Here is a 23,566-nt window from a genome sequence, read left to right as displayed (position 1 = left end):
GACAGATTCCGTCGCGTAACCAAAAGGCAACAACGGAATCACTTGTTGGGGTAGATCCCCTCTGCCAGGATCGGCACTCAAATCGAGCAGAGGCTACGCCGCCCCCGCACTCCGGGGTACGCGGCGGAGGAGATCGTCATGGGCAACGGCATCCAGGTGCGGGACCGCTTCGCGGACGGCGCACAGTACATCGGCGGAAAGCTGCGGTCCGGAACATCGGGACGTCACCACGACGTGGTGAACCCGGCGACGGGCGAGACCGTCTACCGCTACGAGCTGGCGGGCACCGCCGACGTGGACGCCGCCGTGGCGGCCGCACGCGAGGCGTTCCCCGGCTGGTCGGGCGCGACGCCCGCCGAGCGGGCCGAGGCGATGCACCGTTTCGCCGCCGTCCTCGCCGAGCAGGCCGACGACTTCGCGTACGTGGAGTCCCTCCAGTGCGGCAAGCCGATCAAGCTCTCCACCGAGTTCGACGTGCCCGGCACCGTGGACAACACCTCCTTCTTCGCCGGGGCCGCCCGCCACCTGGAGGGCAAGTCGGCCGCCGAGTACGACGGCGACCACACCTCGTACGTACGCCGCGAGGCGATCGGCGTCGTCGGCTCCATCGCGCCCTGGAACTACCCGCTCCAGATGGCCGCCTGGAAGATCCTCCCGGCCATCGCCGCGGGCAACACGATCGTGCTGAAGCCCGCCGAGATCACCCCGCTGACCTCGCTGATGTTCGCCCAGGCGGCCACCGGGGCCGGGATCCCCGACGGTGTGATCAACATCGTCACCGGCGCGGGCAAGGATGCCGGCGAGCACCTCGTCGGCCACCCGGACGTCGTGATGACCTCCTTCACCGGCTCCACCGCCGTCGGCAAGCGGGTCGCGGAGATCGCCACCTCCACCGTCAAGCGCCTCCACCTCGAACTCGGCGGCAAGGCCCCCTTCGTGGTCTTCGACGACGCCGACCTCGAAGCCGCGGTGAACGGCGCGGTCGCCGGAGCGCTCATCAACACCGGCCAGGACTGCACCGCCGCCACCCGCGCCTACGTCCAGCGCCCGCTGTACGACGCCTTCGTGCAGGGCGTGGCCGAGCTCATGGAGACCGTCCGGCTCGGCGACCCCTTCGACCCGTCGACCGACCTCGGCCCGCTGATCAGCCACGCCCAGCGCGACCGGGTCGCCGGATTCGTCGAGCGGGCCCGCGCGTACGCCACCGTCGTCACCGGCGGCGAGGCCCCCGGTGGCGAACTGGCGGCCGGCGCCTACTACCGGCCGACGCTGGTCGCCGGAGCGGCCCAGGACAGCGAGATCGTCCAGTCGGAGATCTTCGGCCCGGTCCTGGTCGTGCTGCCCTTCGACAGCGACGACGAGGGCATCCGCCTCGCCAACGACACCCCGTACGGACTCGCCGCCTCCGCCTGGAGCCGCGACCTGTACCGCGCCAACCGCGCCACCCGCGAGATCAAGGCGGGCTGCGTCTGGGTCAACGACCACATCCCGATCATCAGCGAGATGCCGCACGGCGGATACAAGGCCAGCGGCTTCGGCAAGGACATGTCCTCGTACTCCTTCGAGGAGTACACACAGGTCAAGCACGTCATGTACGACAACACCGCGGTCGCCCGCAAGGACTGGCACCGCACGATCTTCGGGGACCGATAAGCCGGCCGACCCCGGCCACACACACCCGAAAGGGCAACGCGCATGGAGCAGTACGAGCCCGAGCGCCTCTCCGCGGCCCAGATCGCCGCGATGCGACGCAGCCTCACCAACGGCCGGGGCGCTCTGACCCGCCGATCGCTGATCCGCGCCTCCGGCATGGGGGCGCTGGCGATCGGCGGACTGGGCACGCTGAGCGCGTGCGGCATCCCGCCCGCCAAGCGGGAGGGGGATGCCGCCGCGGCGTCCGACGACCACTCGGCCGAGGAGAAGCAGATCAACTTCTCCAACTGGACCGAGTACATGGACGTCACCGACGACGGCAAGCACCGGCCCACCCTGGAGGCGTTCACCGAGCGCACCGGGATCAAGGTCAAGTACACCGAGGACATCAACGACAACGTCGAGTTCTTCGGCAAGATCAAGCCGCAGCTCGCGGCCGGCCAGGACACCGGCCGCGACATCATCTGCGTCACCGACTGGCTGGCCGCCCGCATCGTCCGGCTCGGCTGGGCGCAGAAGCTCGACGCGTCGAACCTGCCACACGCCTATGCCAACCTCTCGGCCCAGTTCCGGTCCCCGGACTGGGACCCGGGCCGTGCCCACTCCTACCCCTGGGCGGGCATCCCCACCGTCATCGCCTACAACTCCAAGGCGACCGGCGGCCGCAAGGTCGACTCCGTCAGCCAGCTGCTGGACGACCCGAAGCTCAAGGGCCGGGTCAGCTTCCTCTCGGAGATGCGCGACACCATCGGCATGACCCTGCTCGACATGGGCAAGGACCCCGGCAACTTCACCGACGCCGACTACGACGCCGCGATCGGCCGCCTCCAGAAGGGCGTGGACAAGAACCAGATCCGCCGCTTCACCGGCAACGACTACACCGCGGACCTCGACAAGGGCGACATCGCCGCCTGCGTCGGATGGGCCGGCGACGTCATACAGCTCCAGGCCGGGAACCCGGACATCAAGTACGCGATACCCGCCGCGGGTTACGTCATATCCAGCGACAACCTGCTGGTCCCGGTGAACGCCCGGCACAAGACCAACGCCGAGAAGCTCATCGACTACTACTACGAGCCGTCGGTCGCCGCGAAACTCGCCGCGTACATCAACTTCGTCTGCCCGGTCGACGGGGTCCGTGACGAGCTGGCGAAGATCGACCGGGCGATGGCCGACAACGTCCTGATCCTCCCGGACAGGGAGATGGCGTCCCGGTCGCACGCCTTCCGCTCTCTGACCAGCAAGGAAGAGACGGCGTACGAAGAGAAGTTCGCCAAGCTCATCGGCGCCTGACCGCCGCTCCGCACCCCCTCCTGATCTCCCTCTGACACCACTGGGACCGCGATCCATGACACAGCAGCAGACCGGCGGCGACGTCCGCCTCACCGGGATCAGCAAGACGTACGGCTCCTTCGAAGCCGTCAAGCCGCTCGATCTCACCGTCCCGCAGGGATCCTTCTTCGCGCTGCTCGGCGCGTCCGGCTGCGGCAAGACCACCACCCTGCGGATGATCGCGGGCCTGGAGGAGGCGACCACCGGCACGGTCTCGCTCGGTGGCCGCGACATCACCGGGCTTCCCCCGTACAAACGGCCCGTCAACACGGTCTTCCAGAGCTACGCGCTCTTCCCGCACCTCGACATCACGGAGAACGTCGCCTTCGGCCTGCGCCGGCGCGGCATCAAGTCGGTGAAGAAGCAGGTCGACGAGATGCTGGAGCTCGTCCAGCTCGGCGACTTCGCCAAGCGCAAGCCGCACCAGCTCTCCGGCGGCCAGCAGCAGCGCGTCGCCGTCGCCCGCGCCCTGATCAACCACCCGCAGGTGCTCCTGCTCGACGAGCCGCTCGGCGCCCTCGACCTCAAGCTGCGTCGCCAGATGCAGCTGGAGCTCAAGCGCATCCAGACCGAGGTCGGCATCACCTTCATCCACGTCACCCACGACCAGGAGGAGGCCATGACCATGGCCGACACCGTCGCGGTGATGAACGGGGGCCGCGTCGAGCAGCTCGGCGCGCCCGCCGATCTGTACGAGAACCCCAGGACGACCTTCGTCGCCAACTTCCTCGGCACCTCCAACCTCATCGAGGGCGAGACCGTCTCCGCGGGCACCGACATCGTGGTGGCGGCGGGCGGCGGGAAGCTGCGGCTGCCCGCCGACCGGTGCACGGCCCCGACCACGAGCGGCGGCAAGCTGCTCCTCGGCGTCCGCCCGGAGAAGATCTCGCTCGCGCACGCCGACGACGCGGACGCGATCGCCGACGGCCGCAACCGGGTCACCGGCCGGATCGTCGACTCCAGCTTCATCGGGGTGTCCACGCAGTACGTGGTGGAGAGCCCGGCGGGGAAGGCGCTTCATGTGTACGAGCAAAACGTCGAGAGGCGCGCGGGACTCGTGGTCGGCGCCGAGGTCGTTCTGCACTGGAACCCCGCGCACACCTTCGGACTGGACGCCGCCCAGTCCATGCTTGCAGGGACGATGGGCGACGCCGGCGTGGAGACGGTGGAGGACGCGGCGTGACCGTCACCAAGGAGGCACCACCGGCGCCCGTCACGGCGGAGCTCGTGCTGCGCAAGCCCTCCACCCGCAAGCGCCTCGTCCCGTACTGGCTGCTGCTCCCCGGCATCCTGTGGCTGCTGGTCTTCTTCGCGCTGCCGCTGGTCTACCAGGCGTCGACCTCCGTGCAGACCGGATCCCTGGAGAAGGGATTCGAGGTCACCTGGCACTTCCAGACCTACTGGGACGCGCTGACCGACTACTACCCGCAGTTCGTCCGGTCCCTGCTGTACGCCGGCACCGCCACCATCCTGTGCCTGCTGCTCGGCTACCCGCTCGCCTACCTCATCGCGTTCAAGGCGGGCCGCTGGCGCAACGTCGTCCTGGTGCTGGTCATCGCGCCGTTCTTCACCAGCTTCCTGATCCGCACGCTCGCCTGGAAGACGATCCTCGCGGACGGCGGCGCGGTCGTCGACGTGCTGAACACCCTGCACGTCCTGGACGTCACCAGCTGGCTCGGCTGGACCGAGTCCAACCGGGTGCTGGCCACCCCGATGGCGGTGGTCTGCGGTCTCACGTACAACTTCCTGCCGTTCATGATCCTGCCGCTCTACACCTCGCTGGAGCGGATCGACGGCAGGCTGCACGAGGCGGCCGGCGACCTGTACGCCACCCCCGCCACCACCTTCCGCAAGGTGACCTTCCCGCTCTCCATGCCGGGTGTCGTCTCCGGAACGCTGCTCACCTTCATCCCGGCCAGCGGTGACTACGTCAACGCGGAACTGCTGGGCTCCACCGACACGAAGATGGTCGGCAGCGTCATCCAGACCCAGTTCCTGCGGGTCCTGGACTATCCGACGGCGGCCGCGCTCTCCTTCATCCTCATGGCGGTCGTCCTGATCATGGTCACCGTCTACATCCGCCGCTCCGGGACGGAGGACCTGGTCTGATGCCCGTACTGCGCTGGATACGCCGGAATCTGATCGTCATCGCGGGTCTGCTGACCCTCGCGTACATGATCCTTCCGAACATCGTCGTCATGGTGTTCTCGTTCAACAAGCCGAACGGACGCTTCAACTACTCCTGGCAGCGCTTCTCGCTCGACGCCTGGAAAGACCCCTGCGGCGTCGCCGACATGTGCGGCTCGCTCTCGCTGTCCCTGCAGATCGCCGTCTGGGCCACCGTCGGCGCGACCGTCCTCGGCACGATGATCTCCTTCGCGCTGGTCCGCTACCGCTTCCGGGCGCGCGGCGCGATCAACTCGCTGATCTTCCTGCCGATGGCGATGCCCGAGGTCGTCATGGCCGCCTCGCTGCTCACCCTCTTCCTCAACATGGGCGCGCAGCTGGGCTTCTGGACGGTCCTCATCGCGCACATCATGTTCTGCCTGAGCTTCGTCGTGACGGCCGTCAAGGCGCGCGTGATGTCGATGGACCCGAGGCTGGAGGAGGCGGCCCGCGATCTGTACGCCGGACCCGTGCAGACCTTCCTGCGGGTGACGCTGCCGATCGCCGCCCCCGGAATCGCCGCGGGAGCGCTGCTCGCCTTCGCGCTCTCCTTCGACGATTTCATCATCACCAATTTCAACGCGGGCTCCACCGTGACCTTCCCCATGTTCGTCTGGGGATCGGCACAGCGCGGCACGCCCGTGCAGATCAACGTCATCGGAACGGCGATGTTCATCATTGCCGTGATGGTGGTCGTCGTCGGCCAGCTCATCGCGAACCGGCGCAAGAACAGCGCACGATAGAAAGCCCTGAAGGAGTTGGAAACCATGGCCCCAGCTGCCATGCGTACTGCTGCACAATCACTCTCCGACGCGAAGCCCGTCTCGTTCTGGCTGGACGACCCGGGCAAGCCCGGCGCGTTGCCCGCACTCACCGGTGACGAGCACTGCGACCTGCTCGTCATCGGCGGCGGCTACAGCGGACTGTGGACCGCGCTGATCGCCAAGGAACGCGACCCGGAACGGGACGTCGTACTGATCGAGGGGCACGAGGTGGGCTGGGCCGCCTCGGGCCGCAACGGCGGATTCTGCGCCGCCTCCCTCACCCACGGCCTGCCCAACGGGCTGGAGCGCTGGCCCGAGGAGATCCACAAGCTGGAGGAACTCGGGGAACGCAACCTCGACGCCATCGAGGCCGCCGTCGCCCGGTACTCGATCGACTGCGAATTCGAGCGCACCGGCGAGATCGACGTCGCCACCGAACCGCACCAGCTCGAAGAGCTCCGGGAATGGCACCAGGAAACCGAGAAACTCGGCTTCACCGGCACGGAATTCCTGGACCGGGACGCGCTGCGCGCCGAGGTCGACTCACCGACCTTCCTGGGCGGACTCTGGGACCGCAGGGGCGTCGCCATGCTGCACCCCGCCAAGCTGGCCTGGGGCCTGAAGCAGGCCTGCGTCGACCTGGGCGTGCGGGTGTACGAGCACACCCGGGGCCTCGAACTGGCCAGGTCCACCACGGGAATGGCGGTCCGCACCCCGTACGGAAGGGTCTTCGCGCGCCGGGTGGCGCTCGGTACGAACATCTTCCCGTCGCTGGTCAAGCGGGTGCGCCCGTACACCGTGCCGGTCTACGACTACGCGCTGATGACCGAGCCGCTCACCGCGGACCAGCTCGCCTCCATCGGCTGGAAGAACCGGCAGGGGCTGGGTGACAGCGCCAATCAGTTCCACTATTTCCGGCTGTCGTCCGACAACCGGATCCTGTGGGGCGGCTATGACGCGATCTATCCGTACGGCGGCCGGCTGAGCGCCGATCTCGATCAGCGTCCGGAGACCTTCCTCAAGCTCGCGGGCCAGTTCTTCGACTGTTTCCCGCAATTGGCGGGGGTGCGTTTCAGCCATGCCTGGGGCGGGGCGATCGACACCTGTTCGCGCTTTTCCGCGTTCTTCGGCACGGCCCATCAGGGCCGGGTCGCCTATGCCGCCGGATTCACCGGACTCGGCGTCGGCGCCACCCGTTTCGGGGCCGATGTGATGCTCGATCTGCTGGCGGGCGAACAGAACGAACGGACTGCGCTGGAAATGGTCCGCAGCAAGCCGATGCCCTTCCCGCCGGAGCCCTTCGCCTGGGCCGGGATCGAGCTCACCAAGCGGTCCCTGGCCAGGGCGGACAGCAACGGCGGGCACCGCAATCTCTGGCTGCGGACGATGGACCGGCTGGGACTCGGCTTCGACAGCTGAGCAAGGCAGCTGAGTACGAGAACTGAGTAGGAAAGCGGAGTACGACGGGCAGGTCACCCCCCGCGGGGGTGACCTGCCCGCTTGTCGTGAATTCGTTGCCCGAACCCGCGTAATCGATCGGCGTCACCTCTCTCTCCCGTGTGAAGCACCGCCACCGTATGGCCGGTGCACACGGAATGGAGGCAGGTCATGGCTGGCGCGGGGGTCAAGGCAGCGGTCGAATGGCTGGCATCGGTGGCGTCGGATCCGGATGCCTGCCGGTGGGAATGGGAGCGCAATCCCCGAGGGGTCGCGCTCCTTCCCGCCGGCCGGCGCTGGGACGTGCTGGTTCTTCCGGGGGCGCTGGGCCATCCCACCCTCGACGTACTGACCCGCCTCATCGACAGGCCCGGTCCTGTTCTCTCCGACTTCGGCGACGCCCGCATGGGTTTCTTCGTGGCGCCGGGCACCGTCTCCCGCTGGGTCGGCACCGGAGTACGGGGCGTGGGGCAGGGAACCTGGATCGTCGTGCCGCATCCGGGCCGGGCGTCCAGCGGCGGGGTGCGCTGGCTGATCCCGCCCGACGGCTCGGGAACCCTCACCGATGCGACGCTTCTGGAGCTCGCGATGCACGAAGCGGCGGCCGGACAGGCCGAACGCGGCAGGGGCTGACAGGGGCCGGGCGGAGGAAAGGAGCAGGCCGCCGGGCCGGGGAGAACGGTGTACGCGGCCGGGCCGGGCTGATGCCCCGGGACTGCCGGGACTGTCAGAGGTCTTGACAACCTGATTGGTCTGGACCATGTTGTGGCGGCCGCACTCAATTCCCCCATGCACGGAGGCCGTTGTGGAACGCACGGGACCCCCCGCCCGATTTACCGGAGCCGTGGCCGCCTTCGCGGCGGCCCTGCTCGCCGCCGGCGGCCTGACCGCCATCGCTCCGCCCGCCGCCGCTGCCGACACCGACCAGGCGCGCAACGGCGGCTTCGAGTCCGGCCTGGACGGCTGGACCTGTACCGGCGGCAGCGGAGCCGCCGTCAGCACCCTGGCCCACAGCGGCACTTCGGCGCTGAAGGCGACCCCGGCCGGCTCCGACAACGCCAAGTGCTCCCAGCAGGTGGCGGTCCAGCCGGACTCCACCTACACGCTGAGCGCCTGGGTGCAGGGCTCCTACGTCTACCTCGGCGCGGAGGGCACCGGCACCACCGACGTCTCCACCTGGACCCAGTCCTCCGCCGACTGGAAGCAGCTCACCACCACGTTCAGGACCGGCCCGTCCACCACCGAGGTGACCGTCTACACCCACGGCTGGTTCGGCACCCCCGCCTACTACGCCGACGACCTCACCCTCGTCGGTCCGGGCGGCGTCCCGGCCGAACTCCCGGCCGCCCCCACCGGACTCAAGGCCGGCACGGCCACCGCCTCCTCCGTCGACCTCTCGTGGACCGGTTCCTCCGGGGCCACCGGCTACAACGTCTACCGGGGCGGCACGAAGGTCCTCTCGGTCACCGGCACCTCCACCACCGTGACCGGCCTCGCCGCGTCGACCGCGTACAGCTTCCAGGTCGCCGCGACCAACTCCGCCGGGGAGTCCGCCAAGTCCGCGGCCGTCTCCGCCACCACCACGGCGGGCGGCGGAGGGGGCGGGGGAGGCGGCCTGCCCGCCCACGCGCTCGTCGGCTATCTGCACTCCAGCTTCGCCAACGGCTCCGGCTACACGCGGATGGCGGACGTGCCCGATTCCTGGGACGTCATCGACCTGGCTTTCGGTGAACCGACCTCGGTCACCTCGGGCGACATCCGCTTCTCGCTCTGCCCGGTCACCGAGTGCCCGAACGTCGAGTCCGAGGCCGAGTTCAAGGCGGCCATCAAGGCCAAGCAGGCCGCGGGCAAGAAGGTGCTGATCTCCATCGGCGGCCAGAACGGCCAGGTGCAGCTAGCCACCACCGCCGCCCGCGACACCTTCGTCTCCTCGGTCGGCAAGATCATCGACGAGTACGGTCTGGACGGCCTCGACATCGACTTCGAGGGCCACTCGCTCTCGCTGAACACCGGGGACAACGACTTCCGCAACCCCACCACCCCGGTCGTGGTCAACCTGATCTCCGCGGTGAAGTCCCTCAAGGCCGAGTACGGCGACAAGTTCGTCCTGACGATGGCCCCCGAGACCTTCTTCGTCCAGCTCGGCTACCAGTACTACGGCTCGGGCCCCTGGGGCGGCCAGGACCCCCGGGCCGGCGCCTACCTCCCGGTCATCCACGCGCTGCGCGACGACCTGACCCTGCTCCACGTCCAGGACTACAACTCGGGCTCCATCATGGGCCTGGACAACCAGTACCACTCGATGGGCGGCGCGGACTTCCACATCGCCATGACCGACATGCTGCTCACCGGCTTCCCGGTGGCGGGCGACCAGACCAAGGTCTTCCCGGCGCTCCGCCCCGACCAGGTCGCCATCGGCCTGCCCGCCTCCACCCAGGCGGGCAACGGCCACACCTCGCCCGCCGAGGTCACCAAGGCGCTGAACTGCCTGACGAAGAAGACCGACTGCGGCTCCTACGCCACCCATGGAACATGGCCCGCGCTGCGCGGACTGATGACGTGGTCGATCAACTGGGACCGGTTCAACAACGGGGAGTTCTCGAAGAACTTCGACGCCTACTTCGGTGGCTGACGCCTACTTCGGCCGCTGAGGGGGCTACGGGACAGCCCCCTCAGCGGCAGCAGCACCGCCCAGAACAGGAACCAGCTGCCCAGCACATCCAGCGGCCAGTGGTAGCCGCGCAGCACCAGACCGATGCCCGTCGCCGTGGTCACCAGGACAGCGGCGACGGGCATCATCCATGACCACGACCGCCGCACGTACGGCGCGACCAGCAGCGCCGCCGCCCCGTACGCCACCGCAGCCGTCGCCGCATGACCGGACGGGAAGTAGCCGGTGGCGTCCGTCAGCGGCCCCGGACGGGCGATCCACGCCTTCAGCGGCACGACCAGCGCGGGCACCGCGCCCATGGCGATCGCCGCGTACAGCGGGGCACGGCGCGCGCCGCGCACCAGGGCGAGGACGATCGCGCAGCCCAGCACCGGGAGCGCGACCTGCGTATTGCCCAGATCGGCGAGGAATTCGGTCAGCCGGGCGGGTCCGTGGCCGACGACGGCCCGGCCGGTCCGCTCGTCCAGCGCGCGCAGCGGGCCGTCGGCCACGATCTGCCAGGTGGTGAGCGCGAAGAGCACCAGGAGGAGTGGTGCCAGGAAGAGGAAAGCGGCCGGCCGCCCGGGAACAGGGGGGGTGGTTCCGGGGCGGCCGGTCGGACCGGTTTGCCGCACGCCCCGGGGGGTTTGGGGCGAGCGGCCATCCGATCGGTGAGGAGTTCCGGAGCCAGAGGCTCCAGCGGTGCGCCCGAAGGCACGGCCAGGACGGCGCTGGGGAAGCTCCGGCCCGGCATCGCCCGCAGTCCCCTGCGGGCGGGGTGTTTCTCTCATCTGCAGGAACCGTACGGCAGCCGACGGGGGACCGACAGCGGGAAACAGATCCCGCCATCGGCCCCCCACACGTTCTTCACAGGCCCACACGCGGGCCCCTCGGAACCCCTGCCGGAACGCGTTCCGGAGCCGTCGGGGCTCGCACAGGTCAGATCCGGCCGAAAGCCTGCTCGATGACGTCGAGCGCCTCGTTCAGCAGGTCCTCGCCGATCACCAGCGGCGGGAGGAAGCGCAGGACGTTGCCGTACGTGCCGCAGGTGAGGACCAGGACGCCCTCCGCGTGGCAGGCCTTGGCGAGCTTCGCGGCGGCCTCCGGGTTCGGGTCCTTCGTGCCGGACTTCACCAGCTCGATCGCGATCATCGCGCCGCGACCGCGGATGTCACCGATGATGTCGCCGTTGTCGAGCTTCGACTGCATCTCGGCGAGGCGGCCCTTCATGACCTCCTCGATGCGCTTGGCCTTCCCGTTCAGGTCCAGCTCGCGCATCGTCTCGATGGCGCCGAGCGCACCCGCGCAGGCGACCGGGTTGCCGCCGTAGGTGCCGCCGAGGCCGCCGGAGTGGGCGGAGTCCATGATCTCGGCGCGGCCGGTCACGGCGGAGAGCGGCAGACCGCCCGCGATGCCCTTGGCGGTGGTGATCAGGTCCGGGACGATGCCCTCGTCCTCGCAGGCGAACCACTGGCCGGTGCGGCAGAAGCCGGACTGGATCTCGTCGGCGACGAAGACGATGCCGTTGTCCTTGGCGAACTGGGCGATCGCCGGGAGGAAGCCCTTGGCCGGCTCGATGAAGCCGCCCTCGCCGAGCACCGGCTCGATGATGATCGCGGCGACGTTCTCCGCGCCGATCTGCTTGTTGATCTGGTCGATGGCCTGGGCGGACGCCTCGGCACCGGCGTTCTCGGCACCGGTCGGCCAGCGGTAGCCGTACGCCACCGGCACCCGGTAGACCTCGGGCGCGAACGGGCCGAAGCCCTGCTTGTACGGCATGTTCTTGGCGGTCAGCGCCATCGTGAGGTTGGTGCGGCCGTGGTAGCCGTGGTCGAAGACGACGACCGCGGTGCGCTTGGTGTGGATGCGGGCGATCTTCACCGCGTTCTCGACGGCCTCGGCGCCCGAGTTGAACAGCGCGGACTTCTTCGGGTGGTCGCCCGGCGTCAGCTCGGCGAGCTGCTCACAGACCTCGACGTACCCCTCGTACGGCGTGACCATGAAACAGGTGTGGGTGAAGTCGGCGAGCTGCGCGGAGGCGCGGCGCACGACGGCCTCGGCGGAGGCGCCGACCGACGTCACGGCGATACCGGAGCCGAGGTCGATCAGACGGTTGCCGTCCACGTCCTCGATGATCCCGCCACCGGCGCGGGCGGTGAACACCGGCAGGGTGGAGCCCACACCTGCGGCAACCGTCTCCAGACGGCGGGCCTGCAGCTCCACCGACTTCGGGCCGGGAATGGCAGTGACGACGCGGCGCTCCTGCGGGATTTCGGTCATGAGGGGCTCCTGGGGGATGTTTCGGACGCTTCCTGGCCAGGCTATGGGCGAGGCCGGGGGTACGGCATGTTCCGTTCGGGAGTGGTGTTCGCGCGTCGTTGTCCGTCACGGACATAGCGAGGGGGTGCGGCGGGCCGGGAAACCGTGCACCCCGGTGCGGGAGCCTTGCTGAACTCGCCCTGCGGGCGCACTAGATTGACCGGGGCAGACGGACGGACCCGGCCGGTCAGGGGGCAACGGTTCATGAAGAGCGACGACGCGCGCGGTGCGCGGGGCACGAGCGGTACCGAGGGGGAGGGCGGCCGGCCCGATGTGCCCCGCCCTCAGGTGCCACGCCCGGCCGGGCCGCCGCCCGCCGCGCCGCCTATGCCCATCGGCGCCCCCCGGAGCGGTCCGCCCGCGGCTCCGCCGGTGCCCGCCGGCCTGCCCGGGGCCGGGCCGTCGGTCGTGGAGTGGCTGAACACCGTCCGCCCCGCCGCCGGGCCCGGTGTCTGGCGCTACGGACATGTGCCGCGCTCCGCCGAGCGGCTGCCGCGCCCCTCCCTGCTCGGGCCGCTGATCGCCCTGGCGCTCTGGCTGGTGATCTGGGCGCTGCTGGCGGACTTCCGGATCCCGTACGTGAAGGTGCCCCTGGAGGCGGTCACGCCGGGGAGCTGGTGGGTCTTCGACACGCTGCGGGCAGGCTCCGTACCGGCCGCCGCGTACAGCATCGAGACGCTCTACAACCAGCTGCTGGTGCTGATCGCGGGGCTGTGGGCAGCCCGCGTCGGACACTGGGCGGGGCTCTTCCGGTACTGGGCCGGCCCCCGCCCGGAGCGTGCCCGGCTGGCTCTCTCGGGCTTCGGCGCGCTACTGGCCCTGTGGCTGATCTGGACCCAGAAGGTGCCGCTGCTCGACGTCCTCTTCTACTGGACGAGGGGCTGGCTGTTCAGCGGGGACCAGCTGCTGGCCACCCTGGCCGCCTACGGCTCCTACGCGGTAGCCATTGCCGTCGTCGTCGTGCCGATCGGCCGGGCCGGGCAATGGCCCGCCGCTCTCCGCGCTCTCCGGGCACGGCGCGCGGCCCCCCGCCCGCAGGACGCGGGAACCCCGCCGCCCGTGGCCGTGACGGACGCGGCGACCTGGCCGAAGCTGCGCGCCGCAGGTCGCGTGGAGGCGGCGGAGGCGCTCACCGCGGCCGTCCGGGCCGGGCGCCTGAACGACGTGGACTGCGTACGCGTGAACCGTGCCTGGGAGCGGGCGCGGACCCGTCACGACGGACCGGCGTCCTTCGACGAGGCGGTCGTGCGCCGGGGGGCCGATGCCTTCCTGCATCCCTCGGGCAGCCGGGACCTTCCCCTGCGGAGCGCGCGTCACGATCTGCTGGCCGGCCAGGTCCGGATCGGTGGCTGCGCGGACGACGAACGCAACCCGTACGCCCGCAGGGGTTCGGGCATGGCCCTGGACCCCGCCCTCCTCGGCACGTCCCTGCTGGCGGTCGGCCCGCCCGGCGCGGGCAAGACGGCGCGGGTGGTGCGTCCGGTCGTCGAGACGCTGTCCCTCCAGGCCCTGACGGGCGGGGCGGCGGTGCTCGCGGTGGGCGCCGCGGGGGCGTCCCTGGGTCCCGACGAGGCGTACGACGTCGTGGTGAAGATCGGCGACCCCTCGTCCGTCCACGACTTCGACCTGTACGGCGGGTCGGCCGACCCGGACGAGGCCGCGGCCACCCTCGCGGAAGGACTCGCCGGGGATGTGCCGCACCTGGACGGACGGCGCGCGGCCCTGGCCCTCGGCCAGCTGCTCGGTCCCTACCGGGCGGTCCACGGCTGCTTCCCGGCGGTGCCGGCGCTGCGGGAGCTGCTGGCCGGGGACGAGTCGGCCGTCGGTGAGCTGCGACGCGCCCTGGAGGCGGGCGGCCACTCGGCCATGCTCCGTGAGCTGGACGCCCGGATCCGGCAGACCGGCGGAGCGGGCGACCCGGCGGCGGTACTGGCCGATCGCGTCGCCCTCCTCGACCGGCCTGCGTTCGCCGGTTTCTTCGCCACGGGGGAGGAGGCGCGGCCCTTCTCGCTCCGCTCGCTGGGACAGCATCCGCTCAGGGTCCGGATCGACCTGCCGGAGCGTGCCCATGCCGGGGCCTGCCGGGTGCTGACCCGCCTCGTCCTCGCACAGTTCAACGCGATCGCCGCGGCCCGCCCCGACCGGTCGGTCTTCACCTGTCTGGTGCTGGACGACGCGACGCACACGGTCACCGCCGAGACCGTCCAGGGGATCAGGCGGCTCAGGTCGGTGAACGCCGGCGCGGTACTGGCGCTGCGCACCCTCGACGACGTCCCCGAGGCGCTGCACTCGGCGCTGCTGGGCGCGGTGGGATGCGGCATGATCTTCCCGGGCGTCACCACCTGGGACGGGAAGCGGTTCTCGGAGGCCTGGGGCAAGGAATGGGTCTCCGTCCGCGAGGTCGCCCAGCACGGGGTCTTCGCCGACCAGCCGTTCACCCGCGCCATGCACGCGCTGCGCAAGCTCGCCACCGGCAAGGCGGTCACCGTCGACGCGGTCACCGTGCGGCAGGTGGAGCGCGAACGCTGGTCCGCCTCCGCGCTGGCCTACGAGCTGCCCGCCGGGCACGCGGTTCTCTCCGTGACGACGGTCGACGGCGAACACGCGCCGCCGCTGCTGGTGAATCTGAACGGCTGAGCGGTGCGGGGTGCTCCCGGCACCCCGCACCACTGGTCGTGGTCATGCCGGACCCTGCCGCTCTGGCAGAATTGAGAACAGCCGTTCATACGGGACGGCAAAATCGACTCTCCGAGGTCCCGCGGTCCCCATGCCCCTCACTCTCGCCTCGCTCGTCCAGCATTCGGCGCTCAAACTCACCGTGCGCGCGGGGGCGGACCGGCTCGACGCGCCCGTGCGCTGGGCGCACGCCAGCGAACTCGCCGACCCCGTGCCGTACATGGAGGGCGGCGAGTTCCTGCTCGTCACCGCCACCAACCTCGACGCCGAGAACCCCGAGGCGATGCGGCGCTACGTGCGGCGGCTGGCCGGGGCCGGGGTCGTCGGCCTGGGCTTCGCCGTCGGCGTCAACTACGACGAGGTGCCGAAGGCGCTGATCGACGCGGCCGAGGAAGCGGGGCTGCCGCTCCTCGAAGTGCCCCGCCGCACCCCGTTCATCGCGATCGCCAAGGCCGTCTCCTCCGCGATCGCCGAGGAGCAGTACCGGGCCGTGACCGCCGGGTTCGAGGTCCAGCGGGAACTGACCAGGGCCGCCCTCGCGGGCGACGGGCCCGGCGAACTCCTCACCCGGCTCGCCGCGCACCTCGACGGCTGGGCGGCGCTGTACGACGCCGCCGGCCAGGTCGTCGCCGCCGCCCCCGAGTGGGCCGCCCGCCGCGCCGCCCGGCTCACCCCCGACGTGGAGCGGCTGCGGGACCGCCCGGCCCCGGCCAGCGTCGTCGTCGGCGACACCGACGACCGGGTGGAGCTCCAGTCCCTGGGCACCGGCCGCCGGGTCAGGGGAGCGCTCGCCGTGGGCACCGGCGCGGCACTCGGCACCGCCGAGCGGTACGCGGTGCACTCCGCCGTCGCCCTGCTGACCCTGACCACCGCACGCTCCCGGTCCCTCCAGGGCGCCGAGCAGCGCCTCGGCGCGGCGGTGCTGCGGATGCTGCTCGCCGGCCAGCCGGACCACGCCAGGGCCGTCGCCGGGGACCTGTACGGGGGGCTGCTCGACGCCCCGTTCCGGCTGCTCATCGCGGAGGCGTCCGACCCGGCCACCCCGCTGTCGCTCGGCGAGGCGATGGAGGCGGCGGCGCTGCGGACCGGCGAGACCCTGCTGACCGTCCCCGAGGGCGACCGGCTCGTCGTGCTGGCCGCGGACGGCGGAGCGGCGGTCGCCGCCTGCGCGGCGTACGCGGAGGCCCAGGAGGCGCGGGCGCCCGCCGAAGGGACCAAGCCGGAGGAGGACCAGGTGGTCGTGGGCCTCTCCGCACCGGCGGGCCCGATCGCTGTCTCCGCCGCGTACAAGCAGGCCGAACAGGCCCTGTCGGTGGCCCGCCGCCGGGGCAGGGCACTGGTCGAGCACGAGGAGCTGGCGGCGGGCTCGGTGCTCCCGCTGCTAGCGGACGACGCGGTGCGGGCCTTCGCCGACGGAATGCTCCGGGCCCTGCACGAGCACGACGCCAAGGGCCGTGGCGACCTCGTCGCCTCGCTGCGGGCCTGGCTCGCCCACCACGGCCAGTGGGACGCCGCCGCCGCGGACCTGGGCGTGCACCGCCACACCCTGCGCTACCGGATGCGCCGGGTCGAGGAGATCCTGGGCCGCTCGCTGGACGATCCGGACGTCCGGATGGAGCTGTGGCTGGCGCTCAAGGCGACGAGCGCCCCGTCGGCGCCGGAGGCGTGACCGCCGAACCGGAGTCATGCATTCCGGTTGCATCCGACAAACCGGCGCGTCCCCGTGGCGCACTGCTCCACCCCGGACAAACGCCACGGCGCCCGCGCGGCCCTACGGTGGGGGCAAGACACCCCCACCGCTCCGAAGGGCCGGAACCTCCATGACTTCCACCCACGCCTTCTGGCTCGCCGGCCGCCAGGCCACCGGCGAGGACAGCTTCGACGTCACCAACCCCTACGACGGCCGTCTCGTCGGCACCGTCAGCGTGCCGACCGACGCCCAGATCGAGGAGGCCGTCGCGGCCGCGCACGCCGTGCGTGAGGAGTTCGCAGCGACCCCGGCCCACGTCCGGGCCGCCGCACTCGACCACGTCGTACGCCGTCTGGTGGAGCGCACCGAGGAGATCGCCCAGCTGATCTCCGCCGAGAACGGCAAGCCCATCAAGTGGGCCCGCGGCGAGGTCGGCCGCGCCGTCTCCGTGTTCCGGTTCGCCTCGGAGGAGGCCCGCCGCTTCAACGGCGGCGACGCCCAGCGCCTGGACACCGACGCCGGCGGCACCGGCCGGCTCGGCCTGACCCGCCGCTTCCCGCGCGGCACGGTCCTCGGCATCGCGCCCTTCAACTTCCCGCTGAACCTGAGCGCCCACAAGGTGGCCCCGGCCATCGCCGTCGGTGCGCCGATCATCCTGAAGCCCGCCCCGGCCACGCCGATCTCCTCGCTGATCCTGGGCGAGCTGCTGGCCGAGACCGACCTGCCGGCCGGTTCCTGGTCCGTGCTGACCGTCCCCAACGACCGGATGCCCGCCCTGGTCCAGGACGAGCGCCTGCCGGTCATCTCCTTCACCGGGTCCGGCCCGGTCGGCTACTCGATCCTGGAGTCGGTGCCCCGCAAGCACTGCACCCTGGAGCTCGGCGGCAACGCCGCGGCGGTCGTCCTCGGCGACTACGCCTCGGACCAGGACCTGGACTGGGCCGCGACCCGTATCGCGACCTTCTCCAACTACCAGGGCGGCCAGTCCTGCATCTCGGTGCAGCGCGTCATCGCGGACGCCGCCGTCTACGACCGGCTGCTCCCGAAGATCGTCGCGGCCGTCGAGGCCCAGGTCACCGGCGACCCGTCGGACGCCACCACCGACGTCGGCCCGCTGGTCAGCGAGGACGCCGCCAAGCGCGTCGAGTCCTGGGTCGACGAGGCCGTCCAGGCCGGCGCCCAGCTGCTCGCCGGCGGCAAGCGGGACGGCGCCACCTACGCGCCGACCGTGCTCGCCGAGCTCCCGGACAACGTCACCCTCTCCTGCGAGGAGGTCTTCGGACCGGTGCTGACCGTGCAGAAGGTGGACGGCGAGGCCGAGGCGTTCGAGGCCGTCAACTCCTCCAGGTACGGCCTGCAGGCGGGCGTGTTCACGCACGACCTGCAGACCGCCTTCCGCGCCCACCGCGCCCTCGAGGTCGGTGGCGTGATCATCGGCGACGTCCCCTCCTACCGCGCCGACCAGATGCCGTACGGCGGCGTCAAGGAGTCCGGTGTCGGCCGCGAGGGCGTCCGCTACGCCATGGACGACTACACCTACGAGCGCGTGCTGGTCCTCACCGGCCTCGCCCTGTAGTCCGCGAACAGGATCGAAGAGATCCACCCGAAGTCGCCTGTGTTCCGCCTGGACAGCACGACAGCAGGCGACAGCGAGACGGCCGGAGCCCACTGTGCGGGGGCTCCGGCCGTCTCTGCGTTCCTGTCGTGCGCCGTGCGCGCCACCGCAGGCGGGTCAGTGGAGTGGCTCGCGACCCGATCGGCGTCCGGGGGATGGTGGACGTGTCGGGATTCGGGTACATACGGACGAGCAGGGCCTGTCCGGCCCGAGCCGGCTGGTACCCGTGGGCGCTGTCCCCACCCGGACCGGCCGCGTCCACCCACTCACACCGCGGCGAGGTGAGCTCCTCATGTCCGCACCATCCGCACCGAAGAACACGCCCCGGGTCACCGAGCGTGAAGCGCGCCAAGTGGCCGAGGCCGCACGCGAACAGGACTGGCACAAGCCGAGCTTCGCCAAGGAACTCTTCCTCGGACGCTTCCGGCTCGACCTGATCCACCCGCATCCCCTGCCGCCCGCGGACGACGTCCGGCGGGGCGAGGCCTTCCTCGCCCGGCTGCGCGAGTTCTGCGAGACGAGGATCGACGGTGCCCTGATCGAGCGCGAGGCGAGAATCCCCGACGAGGTGATCAACGGCCTCAAGGAACTCGGCGCGCTCGGCATGAAGATCGACCCCAAGTACGGCGGCCTCGGCCTGACCCAGGTCTACTACAACAAGGCCCTGGCCCTGGTCGGTTCGGTGAGCCCGGCCATCGGCGCACTGCTCTCCGCCCACCAGTCCATCGGTGTGCCGCAGCCGTTGAAGATCTTCGGCAGCCAGGAGCAGAAGGACACCTTCCTGCCCCGGCTGGCCCGTACCGACATCTCGGCGTTCCTGCTCACCGAACCGGACGTCGGCTCCGACCCGGCCCGGCTCGCGACTTCGGCCGTCCCGGACGGGCCCGACTACGTCCTTGACGGGGTGAAGCTCTGGACGACCAACGGCGTCGTCGCCGACCTGCTCGTCGTGATGGCCCGGGTACCGAAGTCGGAGGGCCACAAGGGCGGCATCACGGCCTTCGTCGTCGAGGCGGACTCCCCGGGCATCACCGTCGAGAACCGCAACGCCTTCATGGGCCTGCGCGGCCTGGAGAACGGCGTCACCCGCTTCCACCGGGTCCGGGTCCCCGCCGCGAACCGCATCGGCCCCGAGGGCGCCGGGCTCAAGATCGCCCTCACCACGCTCAACACGGGACGGCTCTCGCTGCCCGCCATGTGCGTCGGCGCCGGGAAGTGGTGCCTGAAGATCGCCCGCGAATGGTCCGCGGTACGTGAGCAGTGGGGCAGGCCGGTCGCCCGGCACGAGGCCGTCGGCGCCAAGATCTCCTTCATCGCCGCGACCACCTTCGCCCTCGAAGCGGTGGTCGACCTCTCCTCCCAGATGGCCGACGAGAACCGCAACGACATCCGCATCGAGGCCGCCCTCGCCAAGCTGTACGGCTCCGAGATGGGCTGTCTGATGGCCGACGAACTCGTCCAGATCCGGGGCGGACGCGGCTTCGAGACCGCCGAATCCCTCGCCGCCCGCGGCGAGCGGGCAGTCCCCGCCGAACAGTTGCTGCGCGATCTGCGGATCAACCGGATCTTCGAGGGCTCCACCGAGATCATGCACCTGCTGATCGCCCGCGAGGCCGTCGACGCCCATCTCAAGGTCGCCGGGGACATCATCGACCCCGACAAACCCCTCTCCGCCAAGGCGAAGGCGGGCGCCAACGCGGCCGGCTTCTACGCCCGCTGGCTGCCCAGGCTCGTCACGGGTCCGGGACAACTCCCGCGTACGTACGGCGAGTTCAGCCATCCCGGCCACCCCGACCTGGCCGCCCATCTGCGCTACGTCGAACGGGCCTCGCGCAAACTGGCGCGCTCCACCTTCTACGCCATGTCGCGCTGGCAGGGCCGGATGGAGACCAAGCAGGGCTTCCTCGGCCGGATCGTCGACATCGGCGCGGAGCTCTTCGCGATGAGCGCCGCCTGCGTCCGTGCCGAACTGCTGCGCTCCTCGGGCGAGCACGGACGCGAGGCCTACCGGCTCGCCGACGTGTTCTGCCACCAGTCCCGCGTCCGCGTCGAGGAACTCTTCACCCGGCTGTGGACCAACACCGACGACCTGGACCGGCGCCTCGTCGACGGCGTCCTGTCCGGGGCGTACACCTGGCTGGAAGAGGGCGTCGTCGACCCGAGCGGCGAAGGCCCCTGGATCGCCGACGCCACCCCGGGACCGTCCACCCGGGAGAACGTCCACCGGACCATCCGCTGAACCACCGGCCGGGCGGGGCGCGTCCACGTACCGGACGCGTCCCGTCCGCCCCGTGTCCGGGACGCACTGTCCACGCCCACAGGTGATGCGGCAACAATGGGGGGCATGAGCGACAGCCCTGCCCCCCTCGCCGACCCGCACCTCGTCTTCGACGCAGCGGAAGGCCGCCGGGATCTCGTCATCCTCGGCTCCACCGGATCCATCGGCACCCAGGCCATCGACCTGGTGCTGCGCAACCCCGACCGCTTCCGCGTCACCGCGCTCTCCGCCGCCGGCGGACGGGTCGCCCTCCTCGCCGAGCAGGCGAGGCGGCTGCGGGTGGCCACCGTCGCCGTAGCCGCACCGGACGCCGTACCGGCCCTGCGCGAGGCGCTGCGCGAGCAGTACGGGACGGGCGAGCCGCTCCCCGAGATCCTGGCAGGGCCCGACGCCGCCGCGCAGCTGGCCGCGAGCGACTGCCACACGGTGCTCAACGGAATCACCGGCTCGATCGGACTCGCCCCCACGCTCGCCGCGCTGGAGGCGGGCCGCACGCTCGCCCTGGCCAACAAGGAATCGCTGATCGTCGGCGGCCCGCTGGTCAAGGCGCTGGCGAAGCCCGCCCAGATCATCCCGGTCGACTCCGAGCACGCCGCACTCTTCCAGGCCCTGGGCGCCGGCACCCGCGCCGACGTGCGCAAGCTCGTCGTCACCGCCTCCGGCGGCCCCTTCCGGGGTCGGACCAGGAGCGAACTGGCGGAGGTCACCCGCGAGCAGGCCCTCGCCCACCCGACCTGGGCCATGGGACCGGTCATCACGATCAACTCCGCCACCCTGGTCAACAAGGGCCTTGAGGTAATCGAGGCGCATCTCCTCTACGACATCCCCTTCGACCGGATCGAGGTCGTCGTCCACCCCCAGTCGTACGTTCACTCCATGGTGGAGTTCACCGACGGCTCCACCCTCGCCCAGGCCACGCCCCCGGACATGGGCGGCCCGATCGCCATCGGCCTCGGCTGGCCCCGGCGCGTCCCGGACGCCGCCCCCGCCTTCGACTGGTCGAAGGCGTCCAGCTGGGAGTTCTTCCCGCTCGACGACGAGGCCTTCCCGTCCGTGGGTCTGGCCAGGCACGTCGGCACGCTCGGGGCCACCGCACCGGCCGTCTTCAACGCCGCCAACGAGGAATGTGTCGACGCATTCCTCGCAGGACGGCTGCCGTTCAACGGAATCATGGATACGGTCACGGCGGTGGTGGCCGAACACGGCACCCCCGCCACGGGAACTTCGCTCACGGTCGCAGACGTCCTGGAAGCGGAGACCTGGGCACGAGCCCGGGCTCGTGAACTCTCGGCGAAAGCGACAGCGGAGGCGCGCGCATGAGTATTTCGACGGTCCTGCTGACGATTCTGGGCATCGCCGTCTTCGTCTTCGGCCTGCTGTTCTCGATCGCCTGGCACGAGCTGGGGCACCTGTCGACCGCGAAGCTCTTCGGCATCCGCGTACCTCAGTACATGGTCGGCTTCGGGCCGACGATCTGGTCCCGTAAGAAGGGCGACACCGAGTACGGGATCAAGGCCATCCCGGCCGGCGGCTACATCCGCATGATCGGCATGTTCCCGCCGGGAGAGGACGGGCGCCTGGAGGCGCGGTCCACCTCGCCCTGGCGCGGCATGATCGAGGACGCCAGGTCCGCCGCCTTCGAGGAACTCGAACCGGGCGACGAGAAGCGCCTCTTCTACACGCGCAAGCCGTGGAAGCGCGTCATCGTGATGTTCGCCGGACCGTTCATGAACCTGGTCCTGGCCGTCGCGATCTTCCTCGGCGTGGCGATGACCTTCGGCTTCCAGACCCAGACCACCGAGGTGGCCGGTGTCCAGAAGTGCGTGATCGCCCAGAGCGAGAACCGCGACACCTGCAAGAAGTCCGACCCGGTCTCGCCCGCCCAGGCGGCGGGACTCAAGAAGGGCGACAAGATCGTCGCCTTCAACGGCCAGAAGGTCGACGACTGGGCCACGCTCTCCGACAAGATCCGCGACACCATCGGCCCCGCCACCGTCACCGTCCTGCGCGACGGCCAGGAGAAGACCCTCCACGCCGTGCTCAAGGAGAACGCGGTGGCGAAGAAGGACTCCAAGGGCGAGGTCATCGCCGACGAGTACGTGAAGGCCGGCTACCTCGGCTTCGCCGCCCAGACCGAGATCGTCCCGCTCTCCTTCGGCGACTCGGTCGTCCGCATGGGAGACATGATCGAGAACGGCGTCGACTCGATCATCGCCCTCCCGTCCAAGATCCCCGGCCTGTGGGACGCCGCCTTCGGTGACGGCGAGCGGGCGGCCGACTCCCCGGTGGGTGTCGTCGGCGCGGCCAGGATCGGCGGCGAGGTGATGACGCTCGACGTCCCCGCGACCAACCAGATCGCGATGATGCTGTTCCTGCTGGCGGGCTTCAACCTCTCGCTGTTCCTCTTCAACATGCTGCCCCTGCTGCCGCTCGACGGCGGGCACATCGCCGGAGCGCTCTGGGAGGCCCTGCGCCGCAATGTGGCCCGGGTCTTCCGGCGCCCCGACCCCGGCCCCTTCGACGTGGCCAAGCTGATGCCGGTCGCCTATGTCGTCGCCGGAGTCTTCATCTGTTTCACGCTGCTGGTGCTCGTCGCCGACATCGTGAATCCGGTCAAGATCTCCTGACCCACCGAGCACCTCGTAGCACCTCGTACACCAAGAGTGACGGCCCGGCGCACAGTGTGTGTCCGGGCCGTCGCATTTGTGTAGCACTCCCGTACGCGGTGTGCTTCGGGCCGCCTCCGGTGCCGTAACCTCGAAGGCCGGAGCCCGCCGATCTCGGGACCTTGATCCACACCTTGGGGATGCTCAGCGCATGACTGCGATTTCTCTCGGAATTCCGTCCGTTCCGACCAAGCTCGCCGACCGGAGGGTCAGCCGCAAGATCCAGGTCGGGTCGGTTGCGGTGGGCGGGGACGCGCCGGTGTCGGTGCAGTCGATGACGACGACGCGTACGTCGGACATCGGTGCGACGTTGCAGCAGA

The 23,566-nt window shown here is 70.6% G+C and carries 17 protein-coding genes; 15 read left to right on the top strand and 2 right to left on the bottom strand.

Annotation, left to right across the window (positions count from 1 at the left end; translation table 11 throughout):
* Positions 1-138 precede the first annotated feature (138 nt).
* The 8 genes from ACFYY7_RS35330 to ACFYY7_RS35295 all read left to right on the top strand — a co-directional run bounded on the left by ACFYY7_RS35330 (position 139) and on the right by ACFYY7_RS35295 (position 9,984).
* On the top strand, positions 139-1,653 hold the full coding sequence (locus ACFYY7_RS35330) for a gamma-aminobutyraldehyde dehydrogenase (RefSeq protein WP_383721866.1): 1,515 nt from the start codon (positions 139-141) through the stop codon (positions 1,651-1,653).
* A gap of 42 nt (positions 1,654-1,695) precedes the next feature.
* A complete protein-coding gene (locus ACFYY7_RS35325) occupies positions 1,696-2,946 on the top strand; it encodes a PotD/PotF family extracellular solute-binding protein (RefSeq protein WP_388667902.1) in 1,251 nt (416 codons plus the stop codon).
* A 55-nt stretch (positions 2,947-3,001) separates the two neighbouring features.
* Complete coding sequence (locus tag ACFYY7_RS35320) at positions 3,002-4,168, top strand: ABC transporter ATP-binding protein (protein ID WP_388667901.1); 1,167 nt, start codon at positions 3,002-3,004, stop codon at positions 4,166-4,168.
* Complete coding sequence (locus ACFYY7_RS35315; RefSeq protein WP_266729400.1) at positions 4,165-5,094, top strand: ABC transporter permease; 930 nt, start codon at positions 4,165-4,167, stop codon at positions 5,092-5,094. Before ACFYY7_RS35320 ends, ACFYY7_RS35315 begins: the two co-directional genes overlap by 4 nt.
* Positions 5,094-5,894 carry an ABC transporter permease gene (locus ACFYY7_RS35310; RefSeq protein WP_266729399.1) on the top strand — a complete coding sequence of 267 codons (801 nt, stop codon included), beginning with the start codon at positions 5,094-5,096 and terminating at the stop codon, positions 5,892-5,894. Before ACFYY7_RS35315 ends, ACFYY7_RS35310 begins: the two co-directional genes overlap by 1 nt.
* Before the next feature lie 24 nt (positions 5,895-5,918).
* Positions 5,919-7,334, top strand: coding sequence for an NAD(P)/FAD-dependent oxidoreductase (locus tag ACFYY7_RS35305; RefSeq protein WP_388667900.1), 1,416 nt, complete (start codon positions 5,919-5,921; stop codon positions 7,332-7,334).
* Positions 7,335-7,523: 189 nt separating this feature from the next.
* A complete protein-coding gene (locus tag ACFYY7_RS35300) occupies positions 7,524-7,985 on the top strand; it encodes a hypothetical protein (RefSeq protein ID WP_388667899.1) in 462 nt (153 codons plus the stop codon).
* A gap of 172 nt (positions 7,986-8,157) precedes the next feature.
* Positions 8,158-9,984 carry a chitinase gene (locus tag ACFYY7_RS35295; protein ID WP_388667898.1) on the top strand — a complete coding sequence of 609 codons (1,827 nt, stop codon included), beginning with the start codon at positions 8,158-8,160 and terminating at the stop codon, positions 9,982-9,984.
* Here ACFYY7_RS35295 and ACFYY7_RS35290 read toward each other — a convergent pair.
* Entirely contained in the window at positions 9,969-10,544 is a 576-nt protein-coding gene (locus ACFYY7_RS35290; RefSeq protein WP_388667897.1) for a phosphatase PAP2 family protein, read from the bottom strand. The two genes, ACFYY7_RS35295 and ACFYY7_RS35290, sit on opposite strands and share 16 nt — an antisense overlap.
* Positions 10,545-10,941: 397 nt before the next feature.
* A complete protein-coding gene (gabT, locus tag ACFYY7_RS35285; RefSeq protein WP_266729396.1) occupies positions 10,942-12,282 on the bottom strand; it encodes a 4-aminobutyrate--2-oxoglutarate transaminase in 1,341 nt (446 codons plus the stop codon).
* 243 nt (positions 12,283-12,525) lie between these two features.
* Between gabT and ACFYY7_RS35280 the strand changes: the two genes are divergently transcribed.
* The 7 genes from ACFYY7_RS35280 to ACFYY7_RS35250 all read left to right on the top strand — a co-directional run.
* Positions 12,526-14,958 carry an ATP/GTP-binding protein gene (locus ACFYY7_RS35280; protein ID WP_388667896.1) on the top strand — a complete coding sequence of 811 codons (2,433 nt, stop codon included), beginning with the start codon at positions 12,526-12,528 and terminating at the stop codon, positions 14,956-14,958.
* A 130-nt stretch (positions 14,959-15,088) separates the two neighbouring features.
* Entirely contained in the window at positions 15,089-16,666 is a 1,578-nt protein-coding gene (locus ACFYY7_RS35275; protein ID WP_388667895.1) for a PucR family transcriptional regulator, read from the top strand.
* Between the two features lie 151 nt (positions 16,667-16,817).
* Entirely contained in the window at positions 16,818-18,263 is a 1,446-nt protein-coding gene (locus ACFYY7_RS35270; protein WP_388667894.1) for an aldehyde dehydrogenase family protein, read from the top strand.
* Between the two features lie 331 nt (positions 18,264-18,594).
* Positions 18,595-20,541 carry an acyl-CoA dehydrogenase family protein gene (locus ACFYY7_RS35265; RefSeq protein WP_388667893.1) on the top strand — a complete coding sequence of 649 codons (1,947 nt, stop codon included), beginning with the start codon at positions 18,595-18,597 and terminating at the stop codon, positions 20,539-20,541.
* Between the two features lie 105 nt (positions 20,542-20,646).
* A complete protein-coding gene (gene dxr / locus ACFYY7_RS35260) occupies positions 20,647-21,900 on the top strand; it encodes a 1-deoxy-D-xylulose-5-phosphate reductoisomerase (protein ID WP_388667892.1) in 1,254 nt (417 codons plus the stop codon).
* Positions 21,897-23,207 carry a site-2 protease family protein gene (locus tag ACFYY7_RS35255; protein ID WP_351267799.1) on the top strand — a complete coding sequence of 437 codons (1,311 nt, stop codon included), beginning with the start codon at positions 21,897-21,899 and terminating at the stop codon, positions 23,205-23,207. Before dxr ends, ACFYY7_RS35255 begins: the two co-directional genes overlap by 4 nt.
* Positions 23,208-23,397: 190 nt before the next feature.
* Positions 23,398-23,566: flavodoxin-dependent (E)-4-hydroxy-3-methylbut-2-enyl-diphosphate synthase (locus ACFYY7_RS35250; RefSeq protein ID WP_351267810.1), on the top strand; the 169-nt coding region annotated here is incomplete at its 3' end.

This window comes from Streptomyces sp. NPDC001933, from assembly GCF_042890955.1.
In the GTDB taxonomy this organism is placed as follows: domain Bacteria; phylum Actinomycetota; class Actinomycetes; order Streptomycetales; family Streptomycetaceae; genus Streptomyces.
This window is presented reverse-complemented; position numbering and strand designations above follow the sequence as displayed.

What these genes read in the sequence shown, in the direction of transcription:
- ACFYY7_RS35270 (WP_388667894.1), top strand. Translation starts at nt 16,818, where the DNA reads ATGACTTCCACCCACGCCTTCTGGCTCGCCGGCCGCCAGGCCACCGGC.
- ACFYY7_RS35265 (WP_388667893.1), top strand. Translation starts at nt 18,595, where the DNA reads ATGTCCGCACCATCCGCACCGAAGAACACGCCCCGGGTCACCGAGCGT.
- ACFYY7_RS35320 (WP_388667901.1), top strand. Translation starts at nt 3,002, where the DNA reads ATGACACAGCAGCAGACCGGCGGCGACGTCCGCCTCACCGGGATCAGC.
- ACFYY7_RS35305 (WP_388667900.1), top strand. Translation starts at nt 5,919, where the DNA reads ATGGCCCCAGCTGCCATGCGTACTGCTGCACAATCACTCTCCGACGCG.
- ACFYY7_RS35255 (WP_351267799.1), top strand. Translation starts at nt 21,897, where the DNA reads ATGAGTATTTCGACGGTCCTGCTGACGATTCTGGGCATCGCCGTCTTC.
- ACFYY7_RS35310 (WP_266729399.1), top strand. Translation starts at nt 5,094, where the DNA reads ATGCCCGTACTGCGCTGGATACGCCGGAATCTGATCGTCATCGCGGGT.
- ACFYY7_RS35300 (WP_388667899.1), top strand. Translation starts at nt 7,524, where the DNA reads ATGGCTGGCGCGGGGGTCAAGGCAGCGGTCGAATGGCTGGCATCGGTG.
- ACFYY7_RS35325 (WP_388667902.1), top strand. Translation starts at nt 1,696, where the DNA reads ATGGAGCAGTACGAGCCCGAGCGCCTCTCCGCGGCCCAGATCGCCGCG.
- ACFYY7_RS35330 (WP_383721866.1), top strand. Translation starts at nt 139, where the DNA reads ATGGGCAACGGCATCCAGGTGCGGGACCGCTTCGCGGACGGCGCACAG.
- gabT (WP_266729396.1), bottom strand. Translation starts at nt 12,282, where the DNA reads ATGACCGAAATCCCGCAGGAGCGCCGCGTCGTCACTGCCATTCCCGGC.
- dxr (WP_388667892.1), top strand. Translation starts at nt 20,647, where the DNA reads ATGAGCGACAGCCCTGCCCCCCTCGCCGACCCGCACCTCGTCTTCGAC.
- ACFYY7_RS35280 (WP_388667896.1), top strand. Translation starts at nt 12,526, where the DNA reads ATGAAGAGCGACGACGCGCGCGGTGCGCGGGGCACGAGCGGTACCGAG.
- ACFYY7_RS35275 (WP_388667895.1), top strand. Translation starts at nt 15,089, where the DNA reads ATGCCCCTCACTCTCGCCTCGCTCGTCCAGCATTCGGCGCTCAAACTC.